Here is a 15524-nt window from a genome sequence, read left to right on the forward strand (position 1 = left end):
GCTTTCGCGACTAATCCATTGAAACTCAGCATCGAGTAACTGAGATGCCCGCACTTGGGGATTACCGGTTACCCATTGCACCCAAGCATTAGGAGCGAGACTGATTAGGCGTTTGCTACCAATATCTACAGGTTTTGCCATACAATACAATTGACCGAATCAAGATGAATGATTGACTTACACACACCCCACTTTGCAGGGCTGTTTATGGGGTTCAACTAAAATTTGATTAGTAAAGAGCTGGGCTTTTCAGACTTCCTAAACTTCCTGCTTCTTAAGATTCTTCGTCTGTAGACTCGCCCTCTATAGAATCGCCGTCTATAGGGTCTCCTAAATCGAAGATAATAATAAATTTTTCATCGGGCATCAGTCGTTTAAGAGCCTGCAAGTGACCCTCCGCATCAGAACGGTTCCGAAAACGACGAACAACCACCCGCTGCATCTTCGGCAATAACCTAATGAGCGCCCATGGATATAGGCGTTGAGAGTACGACATAAAATATTAGGTATCTCCTTAACTGGGGCTCCAGAGCCAGCCTGTAGCCGGGAGAAACTGTCGGCTGGCTCTTACCGTGGAACGTTTTAGCGCCCACGGTAATTTTATTATAACACAAATAATCTTTCATTATAACATTTTTTGAAAACTTTTGTAACAAATGTTGGGAGTAGGGAATAGGGAACAGGGAACAGGGAATAGGGAGCAGGGAGCAGGGAGCAGGGAGCAGGGAGCAGGGAGTAGGGAGTAGGGAGTAGTGGAGTGGGGAAAAATCCTGTGTACCCAACTAATTAATTAGTTAATTGTTGTAGATAACTATGTGCGATGGGAGCTTGGAGCCGCTGCGCGATTGACCTTGTTTGGCCACGCTACGCGAACGGTCATGCTCTTTGCGATCGCATTCCCAATTCCCGATTCCCGATTCCCGATTCCCGATTCCCGACTCCCGATTCCCGATTCCCGATTCCCGATTCCCGACTCCCGATTCCCGAAAATAATGGTCCGTGTAAGATTGTGTATCAGCCGGATAATCCACTGGATTGTGGTGCTCGTTTGTGGATTGAAACCTTCTGTGATATTCACTTTGTTGGTGGTAGTTTTCCGGCTACTAGCTAAGTCGGTCAAGGGTTTTTATCGAATTCTTTTTGACAAGATTCTATATGATGATGCTTATTGTTATAAGCATATTGTAGAGGATACTTGCTAGAGTTAGAGATTTTATCCCAACTTATTCGATACCACTTCGATAAATTTATGGGGTCAACACTTTCGACCTGTGGTATAAAATCAAGGCCATAAGAAATTTCAATTAATTCTTCCAGTATATTACGCCGTATAACTCCTCTCAAACAAACTATATAATCACTGTGAAACTCATATTTTTTACCTAATATAGTATTTCCTTTCTTATGGAAAATAAGATATAGATTAGAACCTTTGTTCTGCTGGTAAAAATAGATGCCATCAGTAAATCCTTCTACTCCAACTAATTGTCTCCACTTTTTTTCCCACTTAAGGATCGCATCTTGAGCTTTATTATATACAGACGTTGATGAAGGAATTTGTTTTGCCAAGTTAATGGCTAATTTATAATTTTCATCAACGGGTTTCAACTCCTGTTCCCGTAGCGTGGCCTTTTGGCCATCTTTTACCACTTTCTCTGCTTGAGCCAACTGTCCTTGAGCACACTGATTTAGAAAAGCTCGTGCATTATACGATTGGTGAGAAGTTTCAGGAATTTCTAGAGCTTTGTTCATACACTCGACAAAGTCTTTATTGATGATCAGGTCTTCCATAGTGTCCACAAATAGTTGCTCTTGATGAGATAGCCATTGCTGATAGCCAAAAATGACTCCCTCACCAGTAATGAAAAGTGTTGCAATACCGATTCCCATCCATAAAAAATTCTTAACTAAAGATCTAGGTGGATTCTGCGGGTTTACTAGCTTCTGATCTTGTGTGTAATTTTGCATCTGATGACTATAGTATTTATATGTCTAAAGATTCTAACCACTCCTCAAGTGATTGAAAAGGATCTGATCCCTTAAAGGCCATTCCTTACAACTTTAGATTTCCCTGCTCTTAGTACGGAAGAGCCATAATTATGAGGTACACAGGATTGTCTTCTCTCTTCCCTGCTCCGTCCGTAGCGTGTCCCACAGCCTTAGTCCCTGCTCCCTAAAAACCCAAAACGAAAGTACCTAACAGCAATTGTAAACCGCTGTATCCGCTATATATAGCGTAAGGTGCGTTTTAATTAACCGTACAAGTAGATTTGATCGGTAAGTTCTGGAGGAGATAAGTTTCTTCCCCCATTTTTTTTTGTCGCGCGGGAACAATCAATTACAAATCATGTCTGATTAAAGTGTGCGACTAACGATTTCAAGTTCTTAGTATTATGCTTAAAAATTTTTCGACTATTTTGTTGAGCAGTTCTTTAGCCTTTTCAATGATCGGGTTAGCACCTGTAAAAACACTCGCCGATGAAATCAATACACAGGAAGACCCATGTGGTGATAATATAGATTGCTTTGTTATAGAACAAGAAGGTGATTCCTGTTTTCTAAATTATTACTACAATGGTAGTCTCCATTCGAGCAAGAATATCAGCTGCCTAACTGATGAAGATACTATTGGTAGCGGTAATAGTGGAAACACAGACCCACTAGATCCTTGTAGTGTATGCAATAACCCAGATCTTTCAATTATGGAATAGTCGCTTACTCTGTGTGCCACATGAAAGCGTGCTGGTAATAATTTACTGTTAGCTAAACGGCTAGTACAGCAAGAGGGATTAGGTTTAAGTAAAGAAGCTGGTGAGCATACCCAATATGTAGATATCAGCCCTTTTATCTATTCCCTGTTTGCTGTGTTTAGCATTATGTTGAAACTATTGATAAATAAGGGGAATTTCTTGACATATATTAAAATCATTCCTTGATTGCGCAACCCCACAGCATCAGTATCCTCCTAGTAAAACAGATGCGATCGCACTCCATCAATGCAGCAATAGATGCGCCCGCCACCATGTTGAAGGTATAGGGATGGGCGAGTTTTGAAACTGGACTGTTAAAGGTTGCGTTCGGGTAGCGTGACCATTTGCGTAGCGCGGCCTTTTGGCCAAGGTCAATCCCGTAGCGTCTCCAGGGCGAGAATCGTGTACCACTCAAATCCCAACTCACCGCATCCACTATGGCGAGGGTAGCATGACAGGCAAATTTTGGAACCGGGAAACTGACGGTTGCGATCGCATCCACTGATCGTATCCTAAACTCTTCCGTTTCTTTCCGATTCCCGATTTCCGATTCCCGGAAATTGTCGATTTCTCTTTTTTCCTTTAAACTAGTATTATCGGAATAGTTAAGGGAGAGTCCACTGATGAACAAGTGCGTTGGAACTACTGAAGCAGCATCTCTATTAGGAATTTCATCTCGACGATTACGCCAACTCCTAGAGAAGGGTCGGGTGCGGGGTGCCTATAAAAGCGGGAAATTCTGGATTATTCCTCTGTTCAACCATTTGCCACAAATTACCAAAGGTAATCGTGGACCAAAGGGGAAATGGCGCACTAGTCGTCCCCCTGCTTTAGCGAAGATTAATGTCAACCGCAATCACATTGGCTCAAATATGAAGAAAAGCCCGAAAGACCGGAAGCCAGTGATTTCAGTAAAACGAAAGGGCACTAATCTCTACGGTAATGAGGTGGAAATCCTTGGTCCGTGTAAGATTGTGTATCAGCCAGATCAGCCATTGGATTGTGGTGCTCGTTTGTGGATTGAAACCTTCAGTGATATTCACTTTGTTGGTGGTAGTTTTCCAGCTAGTAGTTGAGGGGGTCAGGGGCTTAGCGAGGTCAGCTATCAGCGTCGAAGCGTGTAGCATGCTGTTCGCGTAGCGTGGCCAATGGCCAAGCACTTTTCTCCAAACTTTCAATTCTCATTAATCTGGAACTATTAAATTCTTTCGTTCTAGGTTTCTTTGAAGCTGACTGACCTAAAGTAGCGTGGCCTACGGTCAACGGCTGAGGGCTTAATGCTTAGGTTTTAACGTTTATTTATACCCACCTAGTTATAATTTAAATAACCTACTTAAATACATAATAGGCGGAGCTATTGCAATCTTGGTATAACCAAAGTATAATTAAGAAATAGGTCTTATTCCTAAGGTCACTATGAAAACCGCAATTTCACTTCCAGACTCAGTTTTTGAAGAGGCAGAAGCCCTTGCTAAAGAGATGGGCTTGTCACGTAGTGAACTCTACCTAAAAGCATTAAAAGCTTATCTTAAAAAGTACAATCGCCATGAAATTTTACACAAGCTGAATGAAGTCTACTATAAAGAGTCTTCTGAGCTAGATCCAGTGATGGCAAAGATACAGTTCATGTCTCTGCCTGATGATAAATGGTAATGTATCGTGGGGAAATTTGGTGGGCAAATCTGCCTGACCCAAAAGGTTCTGAACCAGGATATCGTCGTCCTGTGTTGATAATTCAAGATGATCTTTTTAATCAGAGCCCTATAAATACGGTTATCGTTGTAATAATTACCTCAAATACTCAGCTAGCAGAAGCCCCAGGCAACGTATTGTTGCCTAGCAAAGTATCAGGCTTATCTAGAGATTCTGTCGCTAATGTTTCTCAGATTTTCACAGTTGACAAAGTATTTCTAACTGAACGCATCGGCTCACTTCCAGACTATTTACAGGAGGAGGTAGATGATGGTTTGCGAATGGTTTTGTATCTCTAGCCACAAGCAGGGCAAACACTTCTAAATTCCAAAACCCTTATTCAGTAAAGATTTCATCATTAGACCGGGTAGTGTCAACTCTGAATTAGACTCGGTGGTGCGTTACGGTGCGGACTATTCCAACCCTGGCTGCGAGGATAAAAATAACCACAAGTCCGCCCCTAACGCACCCTACGCACTATTACCCTATTTCGCTTCCATCCAATTTTCCCCAGCATGTATTTCCACAACTAAAGGAACAGTCAACTTAACTGCTGATTCCATAGTTTCCCGAATTTTTACCTGCAATTCTTCCCATTCATCAGGGGGAATTTCAAAGATTAATTCATCATGGACTTGTAATAGCAACCGCGCCTGATATTTCTGTAACACTTGATACAAATTAACCATAGCAATTTTGATTATATCAGCGCTAGAGCCTTGGATTGGGGAATTAGCTGCTGCTCTTAATGATCCAGCATCATAGGGATTGATACCCTTAAGTTGATCGAGATCAATCTGATCAAGAGGCTTACCTTGTAGCTTTCTAAGACTGTTACCACCAAAGCTAAAGTAGCGACGGCGTCCGAGTATAGTTTCTACATAGCCTTGTGCGATCGCTTTTTTCTTGGTTTCCTCTAAATAAGCAAACACTAGAGGATAGCGTTGGTTCAATCGATCAATAAATTCTTTTCCTTCAGCTGCCGATACCTTAGCTTCCCGAGCAAACCGTTGTGCTCCCATGCCGTAAATTACGCCAAAATTAATTATTTTACCCAAGCGCCGCTCTTCAGCAGTAATGTCTTCTTTATCAAATAACATTTGCGCTGTCAAGGTATGGACATCGGCTTGAGTTTGGTAAGCCTCCACTAGCACTGGCTCTTGGCTCAAGTGGGCTAGGATTCGTAACTCAATTTGGGAATAGTCAGCGGATACCAACAGCCAACCGGATTCTGGAATAAAACCCTTCCGAATCTGGCGACTAAAATCAGTACGGATAGGAATATTTTGTAGATTAGGACTAGATGAAGATAGTCTACCAGTTGTGGTCACGGTCTGATTAAAATCCGTATGTACTCGTTTAGTATCGGAACGCATCAGTGCTGGTAACGCATCCACATAAGTAGATTTCAATTTAGATAAACTACGGTATTCCAAAACAGCATCTACTACTGGATGGTCTCCTTGTAATTTAGCTAAGATAGTAGCATCGGTAGAGTAACCAGTTTTGGTTTTACGAGACTTCCTACGATCTAACCCTAGTTTCTCAAACAGTAACTGACTCAGCTGTTTAGGGGAACCTAAATTAAATTCTTGTCCAGCATCTTGATAGGCTTGCTGTTTAATTGCCACTAAATCCTTTTCCAGCTGTTGAGAGAACTGTTCCAGATAATCCTTATCAATACTAATCCCCTGGTATTCCATCTCAGCTAATACTGGTTCGAGGGGTTGCTCTACATCTAGCAACAATTCCTGCAGAGCTGGAATTTTCGCCAATTCTTCTCGCAATTTAGAAACTATTCCGAAGGTGGTATAAGCATCCATCCCACAGTAATCGGCTACCGTGGGAATGTCTAAATCTCCGATAGTTTTCCCTTTCGGAACTAAGTCATCATAACTTTTTGCTTCTATTCCTAAATAGTGCAGCCCTAGGTCACTAAGTTTATGGCTAGTTTCGGGATTGAGTACATAACTCGCTAGCATGGTATCGAATACCACTCCTGCTAGCTTAATCCCGTTACAACGGAACACTAGTCGGTCAAATTTCGTATTTTGTAAGACTTTGGGATAATCTGAGCTTTCTAAAATTGGACGTAGGGATTCTAAGACTATATCCTTATCTAAATTAGTCCCATCTTTATGACCGATAGGAATATAAGCAACATCAGTAAGTTCTTTTCCCCAACAACAGCCAATCCCCACCAACTCAGCATCCCGTGGTTCCAAATCACTAGTTTCTGTATCCCAAGCTACAGGATTTCCAGCATCGGTATAGTATTTCAGCTGTTCAACTAATTGAGTCAGCTTGTCTACAGTATCGATAATTTGTGGTTGAATCGAACCAGTATTAGACCCTTGCTCTTGAAACTCTTCCGTTTCCGCTGCACTGAAAAAGGAAATACCCTGATCTTCCTGAGTATCAGTATTGCTATCAGTATTGCTATCAGTATCACTATCAGTATCACTATCAGTATCATTTGGGGCATCAGTTTGGATATCCTCTAGCACTACGCCACCAAAACGCTGCTGAAGTTTATCTATTTGACTGATAAATGACTTTAACTCTAACTTCTCCAATAGCGGTTTGAGCACTTGAGGATCAAATCCTTGGAGCTGACACTGCTCTAAATCAATATCGATAGGAGTATCAAATCGCAATTGAACCAAATAGCGAGCATGTTCTACATCTAACTTACCTACTTCCAGCTTTTTCTTAACGGCACCCTTAATAGTATCAAGGGAAGCATAAATATTATCCAGGGTTTGGTATTCTTTGAGTAACTTAACAGCAGTCTTTGCTCCGATGCCCTTCACTCCAGGAATATTATCGGATGGATCGCCACAGAGGGCTTTATAATCTACGACTTGAGAGGGTAAAACTCCCAATTTTGCTTCTACTTCTTCTAAGCCATATTCCGTTGGGCCAACTGTAGCACTCCCTCTCGCAAAGGCACCACTGAGATATAAAACGGTAATCCCTTTATCTGGAGCAACGAGTTGAAATAAATCGCGATCGCCAGATACAACTTTGACCCGATAGCCTTGATCAGTAGCTTGGTGAGCTAAAGTTGCTAATATATCATCAGCTTCATAACCAGGAGAGGTTATTACTGGGATTCTTAACCCTTGTAGTAACTGCTGGAGATTCTTTACATCTGGGAGGAAATCTTCTGGTGTTTCGGTGCGATTGGCTTTATAACTAGCATCGGCTTGTTGGCGAAAGGTGGCTTCTTTGGTATCGAAAGCAATTGCGATCGCATTCGGGTTTTCTGACTCCATTACCTCTAGCAAGGATTTAATGAAGCCAAAACAGACACTGGTCGGAATTCCCGTTTTGGTGCGTAATCCACCCTGACGACTTTTGGCAAAAGCAAAATAGGAGCGAAAAGCCAGAGAATGACCATCAATTAGGATCAGTAGCGGGGATGCTGCCATTGGGTCATCCTCAGGGACCGGGGGAGAGTTGTCAGAAGAAGTAGATTTGGGCATATCCCTATTGTAGCGGTATTGTAGGGATTGCTTGTTTGTTAGCAGCTAGGTAATTCCGGATTAACTAGCATTGACCAGGTAAGTAACTAAGGATGAATCGTTAGCTGTCTAGGGTCTAGGTCAAGTAGCTAATGGGATCTCAACTATAGTTAATTAACTACTATTCCGTTAGGGTGCTGGTTGTATCTCGGGGATGCGTTCGCTTCCTGAGCGTAGCGTGGCTCAAAGGCCAATCCCATCGACGAAGCCACTGACTCAACTGTATTCATTACAATATAGTCAATTAAATACTATACCGGTAGGGTGCTGGTTGTCTTATCGGCGTTGCGTCAGTCTTTGAATGAATATCAGTAGAGTGGGCATCCTGCCCGCCCGAAAATAAGGAGGAAACTGGCAAGATGCCAGTTCTACGCCTGATGCCAGTTCTACGCCTGATGCCAGTTCTACGCCTGATGCCAGTTCTACGCCTGATGCCAGTTCTACGCCTGATGCCAGTTCTACGCCTGATGCCAGTTCCACGCCTGATGCCGATTCCACGGCAAGATGCCTATTCTACAGGTGCGACCCAAGGGCGATTTACTCGCCACGAGGCGCGCACCTATTGTGTTTTATCGAGTATAAGAAGTAATTATATAGCACTATCATTCATAAACTCCGAAACGTGAGTCTAGCTGACTTCTGATACTAAGTTGCGGTCAAAGGTACAACTTTCTCTTCCGCGAATCTCTCCATCTCCCTATCTCCCCATCTCCCTATCTCCCTATCTCCCCATCTCCCTATCTCCCCATCTCCCTATCCAACTAATCTACTCTCTTTGAATGCAACTCGGTATGACTTCTGACTTCTGCTATACCGAATTCCACAGCATCAATCCTAGCCAGGGAACTTGCTAGAAATAGTCTAGGTCATATATAACGTCATAATGGATCAAAATATGGTCATTTTGTCAAATACTTGTTACGATTCTTCATTAAAGGTCAGGTAGGTTAACGGTTATACATTGACCGATACCTAGCTTGATCTAAACTAGGGCTGCTCTAGCCAGCCAAAACCCATGATTAGTTTTTAAGGAGCTCAACTATGTCTAAACCAGTAGAACTTTCCCTGGAACAAAAATTTAACCTGCGGTCGTTTGAATCTCAGGTCCAGAAAATGAGCCGTGAGCAAGCTCAGGAATTCCTAATCAAACTCTATGAGCAAATGATGATGCGTGAAACAATGTACAAAGAAGTCCTAAAACACGAGTGGGGATTATAGCTAAAGCCCTAGTCTGATTGTTATTCGCCTTAATTGAGTCGCGACCTCCTTCTCTTGCTCAATTCCGTAGGTAGGAAAGGAGCTGGGGATGCTGGGGCGTCAACTGGAATTATATTAAGATTTAATTAAAATTAAAATTGATTGATTCAACTTATTGTTAACTAATATAATCAGCGTAAGTATTATAACCGTAGGCTTGCTTAAAGGAAATAGGATTGGCAATACCCCAATTCAGTCTAGGCAAGTCAGGATGAATAGTTGATAAATTTGTATAAATTAATGCAAAACTATCCAAAGTAATTGTAAAGTGTTCTAGTCTCAAAGAAACTCTAAGCAAAAGCCATCCTCCCTGCATATGTTTCAGCATTGCCTAATCTGCACCGATTTCTCTGACGGTTTATATCGGCTAGTAGAGTTTGTCCCCAGTTTAGCGGCTGGTGGGCTTAAGAAAATCATCTTCTGCCACTTTGTTCCGCTTTGGGAAGAGGGAGAAATACCTCGCATTGATGAAGAAGGAATAGAACAAGCTCGCCGCCGCTTTGAAAACGGTTTGACCAATATACCTGAAGGGGTAGAGGTTCACATCGAAGTGACCTCAGGTCGTCCTAGTGACAGTATTCCTAAAATCGCCAAACGTTACCATGCTGATGTCATCCTGATTGGCACGCCAGTGCGCAGCTTATTACAAGAAAAGCTTTTCGGTAGCACTACAGCAACCTTGAGCAAGGAATGTAGTACACCATTGCTAATGCTGCGACCACAACTGATTTCAGCTTACACCTGCGAAGAACTCGATCTACGCTGCCAACATCTATTCCGGTATTTGCTAATTCCCTATGACGGCACTACAGCGTCTCAATCTGTCGTGGAAAGGGTCAAAGAGTATGCTAAACAAGCACCAGATGACTCACTAAAGCAGTGTATGCTGTTGTGGGTAGTCAGTGAAGGGGGGCGCAAAGAATTATCTAAAGAGCCTCAGTTACAAAAAGCTCAAGACAAGCTAGAACCAGTAAAAGCAGAGTTAGAACAGCTGGGCTTACAGGTCAATACAGACGTGCGAGTGGGCAATCCCCGTGAAGAGATTTTAGACACAGCCTTAGAATATGATATTACTGCGATCGCAATCTCTTCCGATCACAAAGGAAAATTCTTAGATTGGTCAGTCCGTAGCTTAGCCGGTGATTTAATGCGCAGCAGCTGGCACCCTGTTCTATTCTTGCCACCACAAAGCTAAGGATAGAGAGTCTGGGGTTTTATCGGAAGTTCTAATAAAATAAAGCCATTCCACTTTGGTAGTGAATAATAAATCCAACATATGATCACAAAGATTAGTGGTTGGCGAAAATTACTAGTGGTGTGCATCTCTATGGCGCTAGCTTTTACAGCTTTTCCTGCGCCATCTTATGCTACTAGTCCTGCGATCGCTCAATTTACCCCATCGTCTCGTTTAGAAAACATCTCATTTGAGAACCAAGCAAAATTTCAACTTGCTGTGGCTACAGACAATTGCCGCAAAGTGGTCACTAGAGGCAGTGATCTCAATGTCCGCAGTGGACCCGGTAGCAATTACCGGATTATCGGTTTAGTCAAAAACGGGTCTGAGGTTACCCTTGAGCAAATAGTAAACCAAGACTGGGCAAAAATTTCTTCTCCCTTGTCAGGTTATATTTCTCAGCGGTATCTCCAATCCTGTCCACCACCACCTAAGCAGGAATGTCGAATAGTTTCTACCAATACTGGCAGGGGTCTGAATGTACGTCAGAGTCCTGGTGGTAAGATTATTGGTGACTTGGACAATGGCGCTCAAATCACTATCGTCAATAGCAGTACTAATGGTTGGGTACAGGTTGTCTCTCCCCAAAAGGGTTATGTTTCCGACCGGTATCTTAAACCTTGTCCACCACCTCCTCCCAAAGAAGAATGTCGTCTAGTATCGACTAATGGTAACCCGCTAAATGTGCGTGCGACCCCTGGTGGTACGATTGTCGGTGTTCTAGAAAATGGTACTAAAATCACTATCAAGGGTACTAGCACTGATGGTTGGGTACCGATTGTTTCTCCCCGAGAAGGTTATGTGTCTGAGCGGTATCTTCAACCCTGTCCCACTGTCAAAAAAGAGTGTGGTACAGTTACCACTACTGGTAGTGATCTGATAGTGCGTTCAACCGCTGGTGGTCCAAGTATCGGTACATTAAAAAATGGTACCGAGGTCAAGATTGAGAGTATACGTGCAGATGGCTGGCTGAAGATTTCAGAACCCATAATCGGTTATGTGTCTGGCAAGTATGTTAAAATAAAACCTTGTCCAACACCACCACCATCTGAAGAGGATTGTCGGCAAGTTTCAGCACCACAGGGTTTAAATGTCCGCAAATCACCGTCAAATGATGGCGAGATTATTGGCATTATCGCTGATGGTTCTAAGGTAACGATTGTTAATCGTGGTAGTAATGGCTGGGTTCCTATTTCTGCGCCCTTACAAGGTTATGTTACTGGCAAGTATCTGATCTATTGTCCTGAGTATAAGCCAGAAGAGCCGTCAGCACCAGTAGGTTAAGCCTTAGATCTAGCAGAAGTCAGAAGTCAGAAGTCAGAAGTCAGAAGTCAAACTCTTGCGCTTACTTAGGTTTGAGACTTTTGTCATGTCCGCGCCTGCCCTGGCGACTGCTATATCTCGCAGCATTTTTGATAGGCGATGCAGCTAAGATTGTAGGGTGCGTCAATCACGCACCCTACTGCTGATCTGTAGGTATCGAGGGTACAGTTTGCTATAGTCCTAAGTCCACTTCCGGAAAAATGTATTGTCTTCCCAAGCAGAAGCTGTGCGTGTTTCAATAGCAGTCATTTGTGCTGAACTCAAGGATTGAAATGCTTGGGCGACTTTAAAATTTGATTCTAATTGCTCGACGGATTCGGCAGCAATAATACAACAATGCACTCCCTCCAGAGAGAGCACATAACCCATGGCTTGCTCCATTCCATCTAACACACCATTTTTGAATAACTTGCCATAAGCCGGAACTTTCATGGCAACGACTCCTACATTTTTCTCTCGCGCCACTGGTAAAACAGTTTTAGCAAAAGGTCGAGGATGGTGAACATCTGCCGCATTCAGAGAAATTAAGGTAGTATCAAAGGGATAGCGCCGCAACCCCTCTGCAATCACATCCGGTTCATGATGTCCGGTAATGCCTAAATATTTGACAATTCCTTGTTCTTTTGCTTCTTCAAAGGCTTTGATAGCGCCATTAGAACTAAAAATCTGATCTAACGTTTCGTGAAAAGAAACATGATGTAATTGCCATAAATCGATAGAATCAGTTTGAAGGCGTTTAAGCGATCGCTCTAACTCTCGCCAAGCCCCATCTCGATCTCGTTGTGCTGTTTTTGTTGCTAAAAATAGATTAGATCTATAAGGGGGTAATACCTTACCCATATAGTTTTCGCTGGGGCCATAGCTAGCTGCGGTATCAAAATAACGAATTCCAAACTGTAACGCCGCTTCAATTTGGGCGACAGCATCAGCTTCTCGATTCATCTTCGACAAAGGGGTTTGTCCTGCACCTCCCAACCCAAAGATTGGAACTTTAACCCCCGTTTTCCCTAACACTCGTTCTGGCATTGTAGCTGCTGTTGGCAGTTGAATAGCTGCTGTTGCTGACAGTTGAGACTGCTGTTGATGCCATGCTGCACTTCCCACAATACCACCCGCAGCAGCAACACTGGTCACGATAAACTTACGTCGAGTTGTTTTGGGTGTCATCGCTCGCCTATTTTACAGTAGCTTTGCTCATATTTTAGCTTGGTTTTTGCAAGGTAAGCATTCAGCTGAATGCTTAGGTATTAACGTTACGGAAATTACCTCGATGTTGAGTCTAGACGAATCAGATATTATCTTCTATAATAGCTGTCTATCTGTATGTTTATTCGAGAAGTTAAGATGACTTCACCGACGGCAACAATACTGCTGTCTTGTCCCGAGCAACAAGGACTTGTGGCCAAGATTGCTAACTTTATCTATTCCCATAGTGGAAACATTATCCACGCCGATCAACATACAGATTTGGCAACTGGAATTAAATCAGGAAAAAAAACTTAAACTTTTGTCCATGTTTTGATGCAGCCCCTCCCTATCAGCGATTGCCTTGCTTTATGAGAACACTAAAAACTCCTCGGATATATTGACACTGTTCCCTATTCCCTATTCCCTGTTCCCTTTTTATATCAATCTTATGTTTACATATCAAATAAAAATACTATATAATCAGAGTAGCTGACGGAATTTTAAATGGACTTTACCTCAGGGCGTCAAGGGTTTTACACAGAAATAAATCAGCCAGATGACCAAATTCATTTGGCAAAAGCAGCGCTTTATATAGCTCAGGAGGAATACCCAGATCTGGCTATTGATGATTACCTCAATGCCTTAGATGTAATGGCATCTGACGTAGAGGAGCGTTTGCCGGAGCAACGCTATCCCCTGCGAGTGATTAAGACTCTTAATCAGTATTTATATGATGACCTAGGATATTCGGGTAATAGGAGTGATTACTACGATCCCGGTAATAGTTTCCTCAATCAGGTAATTGATCGGCGCACAGGTATTCCGATTACTCTTTCCGTGGTTTACCTGGAAGTCGCTCGACGCCTTGATTTTCCCATGGTTGGTATTGGGATGCCAGGGCATTTCTTAATTCGCCCAGAGTTTGAGCAGGTGGGTATCTTTGTGGATGCTTTCGATGGTGGTGAGATTTTATTTCAACAAGACTGCGAGGAACGACTAACCCAAATTTATGGGCATCCGGTAACGCTACAACCACGTTTCCTAGCACCGGTTAGTAATCGGCAGCTGTTGGCACGGATGCTCATGAATCTTAAATTAATTTACCTCAATCGCCAAGACTTACCGAGAGCACTAGCTGCAGTTGAGCGGATGTTGTTGCTGTTTCCTAATGCACCGATAGAACTGCGGGATCGGGGGCTGATTTATTCCCAGTTGGGATATTTATCAGAAGCATGCCAGGATTTGGAACATTATTTGGAAATCCTGCCCCAAGCTGAGGATGCTGATATCATTCGTCGGTTACTTGAACAGATCGGAAATCGGTAGAGGCTTCTATGCATGGGCTTGATTAACCCTAATCCCTAATCCCTAATGACTACACTCACGTCGGTAAATCTCCTCTGCTACTAACTTAAGGCGTCTGAGTTGAGCTTTCATATCATTCTGAGTCCATTGGGCAGCAAAGCTGTTGAACCCCCAGCTAACGATGGGGTTGGGAATTTCAAATTCAAAACGGTTGACCAAACGGGTGCCTTGTTCAGCTGGCTGACACTCCCAGCGGTCTCGTCCTTTGAAAAAACCCTGGAACTGCCAAACCACTAACCCTGGCTTGCGGTCGATAACCACACTCTTGAGAGTGGGCTGCAACCAGGGAATGTTTATAATGAACCGCGAGCGACTCCCCACATCAGTACTCCACTGTCCCACTGATTCACAACGCAAAATCGGGTTGAGCCAGCGATGCATTAAGCTCTGGTCAGTGATACAGCGCTCGACAATGGTGGCGCTCGCATTAATTTTAATGGATTGTTCAAAAATTTGGGCGTTTTGCATGTAAAATTTCCACATTATCGAAGAGGGGAGTTTGAGGGGAAAAGAATACCCCGTCCTCTTAGGTCGGGGATGAATTTTCCCCTCAATGGCGTTAATAAGCGAAAAAACTGGGTATCGATCCTACCCGGCTACCCCCGGAACGTTCGCGCAGCGTGGCCAAAGGCCAGGGAAAGTTACGCCCATGGAGTTAACAGCCACTTAGTTGGTTGTGCCTGGGAATCCCCATCCTATAACGGTTGGGGAGGTTCAATGAACTATCTTGATTACCGTGGCAGCTAGCCACACTACCAGACCACTAGAGTTGTGAGGAGGAAAAATTAATCAAGACTTGATTTTTGTACATCAATTGGCTCTAAATATAAGGGTTACATCTTGAGTGACTGACAAACCTACCAAGAAATCTTTCAGCTCCCGAGTGTCGGACGTCACATCGGGGGAAATGCCGATTCAACACTCAATCAAGTTACCCAGCTTGATTTAGGGGGCTTAACCCCCTAAACCAATAAGTTGACTGCTCTCGGCAACTATGGGTAAATTCTATCAGCACTCCTGGGTCAAGATTTGTCAGTTAGGCAAGATTAAGCCACATCTGTGGAAAATTTGAGGAGTAAAACGTTCTCCATGAACATCTCAACCTTTACTTTTAAATGTTCTCGTCGTACCTTCTGCTCAAGGTTATTTTCAGTCAGCACCCTGCTCTGAAGAGACCAGGCGTAGATA

15 protein-coding genes and 2 pseudogenes are annotated in these 15524 nt (G+C 43.2%); 10 read left to right on the plus strand and 7 right to left on the minus strand.

Annotated features, from left to right (window positions below; translation table 11 throughout):
- Positions 1 to 274 precede the first annotated feature (274 nt).
- Together F6K51_RS24765 and F6K51_RS24770 are read right to left on the minus strand one after the other, a co-directional pair.
- On the minus strand, positions 275 to 442 hold the full coding sequence (locus tag F6K51_RS24765) for a hypothetical protein (RefSeq protein ID WP_365940151.1): 168 nt from the start codon (positions 440 to 442) through the stop codon (positions 275 to 277).
- Positions 443 to 455: 13 nt separating this feature from the next.
- On the minus strand, positions 456 to 782 hold the full coding sequence (locus F6K51_RS24770) for a hypothetical protein (protein WP_293025221.1): 327 nt from the start codon (positions 780 to 782) through the stop codon (positions 456 to 458).
- 212 nt (positions 783 to 994) lie between these two features.
- Between F6K51_RS24770 and F6K51_RS24775 the strand changes: the two are divergent.
- Positions 995 to 1111, plus strand: a pseudogene (locus F6K51_RS24775) (DNA-binding protein); the annotation flags it as partial.
- A 5-nt stretch (positions 1112 to 1116) separates the two neighbouring features.
- On the opposite strand, the gene F6K51_RS24780 reads toward F6K51_RS24775, so the two are convergent.
- Together F6K51_RS24780 and F6K51_RS24785 are read right to left on the minus strand one after the other, a co-directional pair.
- On the minus strand, positions 1117 to 1890 hold the full coding sequence (locus F6K51_RS24780) for a hypothetical protein (RefSeq protein WP_293025223.1): 774 nt from the start codon (positions 1888 to 1890) through the stop codon (positions 1117 to 1119).
- A 1035-nt stretch (positions 1891 to 2925) separates the two neighbouring features.
- Positions 2926 to 3381 carry a hypothetical protein gene (locus tag F6K51_RS24785; protein ID WP_293025225.1) on the minus strand — a complete coding sequence of 152 codons (456 nt, stop codon included), beginning with the start codon at positions 3379 to 3381 and terminating at the stop codon, positions 2926 to 2928.
- On the opposite strand from F6K51_RS24785, the gene F6K51_RS24790 reads away from it, so the two are divergent.
- The 3 genes from F6K51_RS24790 (at position 3374) to F6K51_RS24800 (ending at position 4741) form a co-directional block, all read left to right on the plus strand.
- Positions 3374 to 3826, plus strand: coding sequence for a helix-turn-helix domain-containing protein (locus F6K51_RS24790; protein WP_293025227.1), 453 nt, complete (start codon positions 3374 to 3376; stop codon positions 3824 to 3826). The genes F6K51_RS24785 and F6K51_RS24790 overlap by 8 nt on opposite strands.
- Positions 3827 to 4166: 340 nt before the next feature.
- Positions 4167 to 4403: a hypothetical protein gene (locus F6K51_RS24795; RefSeq protein ID WP_293025229.1), complete on the plus strand. Its 237-nt coding sequence runs from the start codon at positions 4167 to 4169 to the stop codon at positions 4401 to 4403.
- Positions 4397 to 4741, plus strand: a complete 345-nt coding sequence (locus F6K51_RS24800; RefSeq protein ID WP_293025231.1) for a type II toxin-antitoxin system PemK/MazF family toxin — start codon at positions 4397 to 4399, stop codon at positions 4739 to 4741. Before F6K51_RS24795 ends, F6K51_RS24800 begins: the two co-directional genes overlap by 7 nt.
- A 186-nt stretch (positions 4742 to 4927) precedes the next feature.
- On the opposite strand, the gene polA is transcribed toward F6K51_RS24800, so the two are convergent.
- A complete protein-coding gene (polA, locus tag F6K51_RS24805) occupies positions 4928 to 7930 on the minus strand; it encodes a DNA polymerase I (RefSeq protein ID WP_365940153.1) in 3003 nt (1000 codons plus the stop codon).
- A gap of 398 nt (positions 7931 to 8328) precedes the next feature.
- On the opposite strand from polA, the gene F6K51_RS24810 reads away from it, so the two are divergent.
- The 4 genes from F6K51_RS24810 to F6K51_RS24825 all read left to right on the plus strand — a co-directional run bounded on the left by F6K51_RS24810 (position 8329) and on the right by F6K51_RS24825 (position 11744).
- Positions 8329 to 8595 (plus strand): hypothetical protein, encoded by a 267-nt coding sequence (locus F6K51_RS24810; RefSeq protein WP_293025233.1) that lies wholly within the window; start codon positions 8329 to 8331, stop codon positions 8593 to 8595.
- 415 nt (positions 8596 to 9010) lie between these two features.
- Complete coding sequence (locus tag F6K51_RS24815; protein WP_008178810.1) at positions 9011 to 9187, plus strand: NblA/ycf18 family protein; 177 nt, start codon at positions 9011 to 9013, stop codon at positions 9185 to 9187.
- A 355-nt stretch (positions 9188 to 9542) separates the two neighbouring features.
- Entirely contained in the window at positions 9543 to 10421 is an 879-nt protein-coding gene (locus F6K51_RS24820) for a universal stress protein (RefSeq protein WP_293025236.1), read from the plus strand.
- Positions 10422 to 10502: 81 nt separating this feature from the next.
- Positions 10503 to 11744: an SH3 domain-containing protein gene (locus tag F6K51_RS24825; protein ID WP_293025238.1), complete on the plus strand. Its 1242-nt coding sequence runs from the start codon at positions 10503 to 10505 to the stop codon at positions 11742 to 11744.
- Between the two features lie 219 nt (positions 11745 to 11963).
- Here F6K51_RS24825 and F6K51_RS24830 read toward each other — a convergent pair whose 3' ends face one another.
- Complete coding sequence (locus tag F6K51_RS24830) at positions 11964 to 12950, minus strand: aldo/keto reductase (protein WP_293025240.1); 987 nt, start codon at positions 12948 to 12950, stop codon at positions 11964 to 11966.
- A 177-nt stretch (positions 12951 to 13127) separates the two neighbouring features.
- On the opposite strand from F6K51_RS24830, the pseudogene F6K51_RS24835 reads away from it, so the two are divergent.
- A pseudogene (locus tag F6K51_RS24835) lies at positions 13128 to 13265 on the plus strand (formyltetrahydrofolate deformylase); the annotation flags it as partial.
- A gap of 210 nt (positions 13266 to 13475) precedes the next feature.
- Positions 13476 to 14297, plus strand: coding sequence for a SirB1 family protein (locus F6K51_RS24840; RefSeq protein ID WP_293025242.1), 822 nt, complete (start codon positions 13476 to 13478; stop codon positions 14295 to 14297).
- Positions 14298 to 14339: 42 nt separating this feature from the next.
- Here the strand turns inward: F6K51_RS24840 and F6K51_RS24845 are convergent, their stop codons facing one another.
- Complete coding sequence (locus F6K51_RS24845; protein WP_008178794.1) at positions 14340 to 14804, minus strand: SRPBCC family protein; 465 nt, start codon at positions 14802 to 14804, stop codon at positions 14340 to 14342.
- Between the last annotated feature and the right edge of the window lie 720 nt (positions 14805 to 15524).

Origin of the sequence: Moorena sp. SIO3I8, from assembly GCF_010692325.1 — a bacterium.
Lineage (GTDB): Bacteria > Cyanobacteriota > Cyanobacteriia > Cyanobacteriales > Coleofasciculaceae > Moorena.

Coding starts and splice junctions, on each gene's coding strand:
- F6K51_RS24825 (WP_293025238.1), top strand. CDS start 10,503: ATGATCACAAAGATTAGTGGTTGGCGAAAATTACTAGTGGTGTGCATC.
- F6K51_RS24800 (WP_293025231.1), top strand. CDS start 4,397: ATGGTAATGTATCGTGGGGAAATTTGGTGGGCAAATCTGCCTGACCCA.
- F6K51_RS24820 (WP_293025236.1), top strand. CDS start 9,543: ATGTTTCAGCATTGCCTAATCTGCACCGATTTCTCTGACGGTTTATAT.
- F6K51_RS24795 (WP_293025229.1), top strand. CDS start 4,167: ATGAAAACCGCAATTTCACTTCCAGACTCAGTTTTTGAAGAGGCAGAA.
- F6K51_RS24830 (WP_293025240.1), bottom strand. CDS start 12,950: ATGACACCCAAAACAACTCGACGTAAGTTTATCGTGACCAGTGTTGCT.
- F6K51_RS24845 (WP_008178794.1), bottom strand. CDS start 14,804: ATGCAAAACGCCCAAATTTTTGAACAATCCATTAAAATTAATGCGAGC.
- F6K51_RS24780 (WP_293025223.1), bottom strand. CDS start 1,890: ATGGGAATCGGTATTGCAACACTTTTCATTACTGGTGAGGGAGTCATT.
- F6K51_RS24810 (WP_293025233.1), top strand. CDS start 8,329: ATGCCAGTTCTACGCCTGATGCCAGTTCTACGCCTGATGCCAGTTCTA.
- F6K51_RS24815 (WP_008178810.1), top strand. CDS start 9,011: ATGTCTAAACCAGTAGAACTTTCCCTGGAACAAAAATTTAACCTGCGG.
- F6K51_RS24790 (WP_293025227.1), top strand. CDS start 3,374: ATGAACAAGTGCGTTGGAACTACTGAAGCAGCATCTCTATTAGGAATT.
- F6K51_RS24765 (WP_365940151.1), bottom strand. CDS start 442: ATGCAGCGGGTGGTTGTTCGTCGTTTTCGGAACCGTTCTGATGCGGAG.
- polA (WP_365940153.1), bottom strand. CDS start 7,930: ATGCCCAAATCTACTTCTTCTGACAACTCTCCCCCGGTCCCTGAGGAT.
- F6K51_RS24840 (WP_293025242.1), top strand. CDS start 13,476: ATGGACTTTACCTCAGGGCGTCAAGGGTTTTACACAGAAATAAATCAG.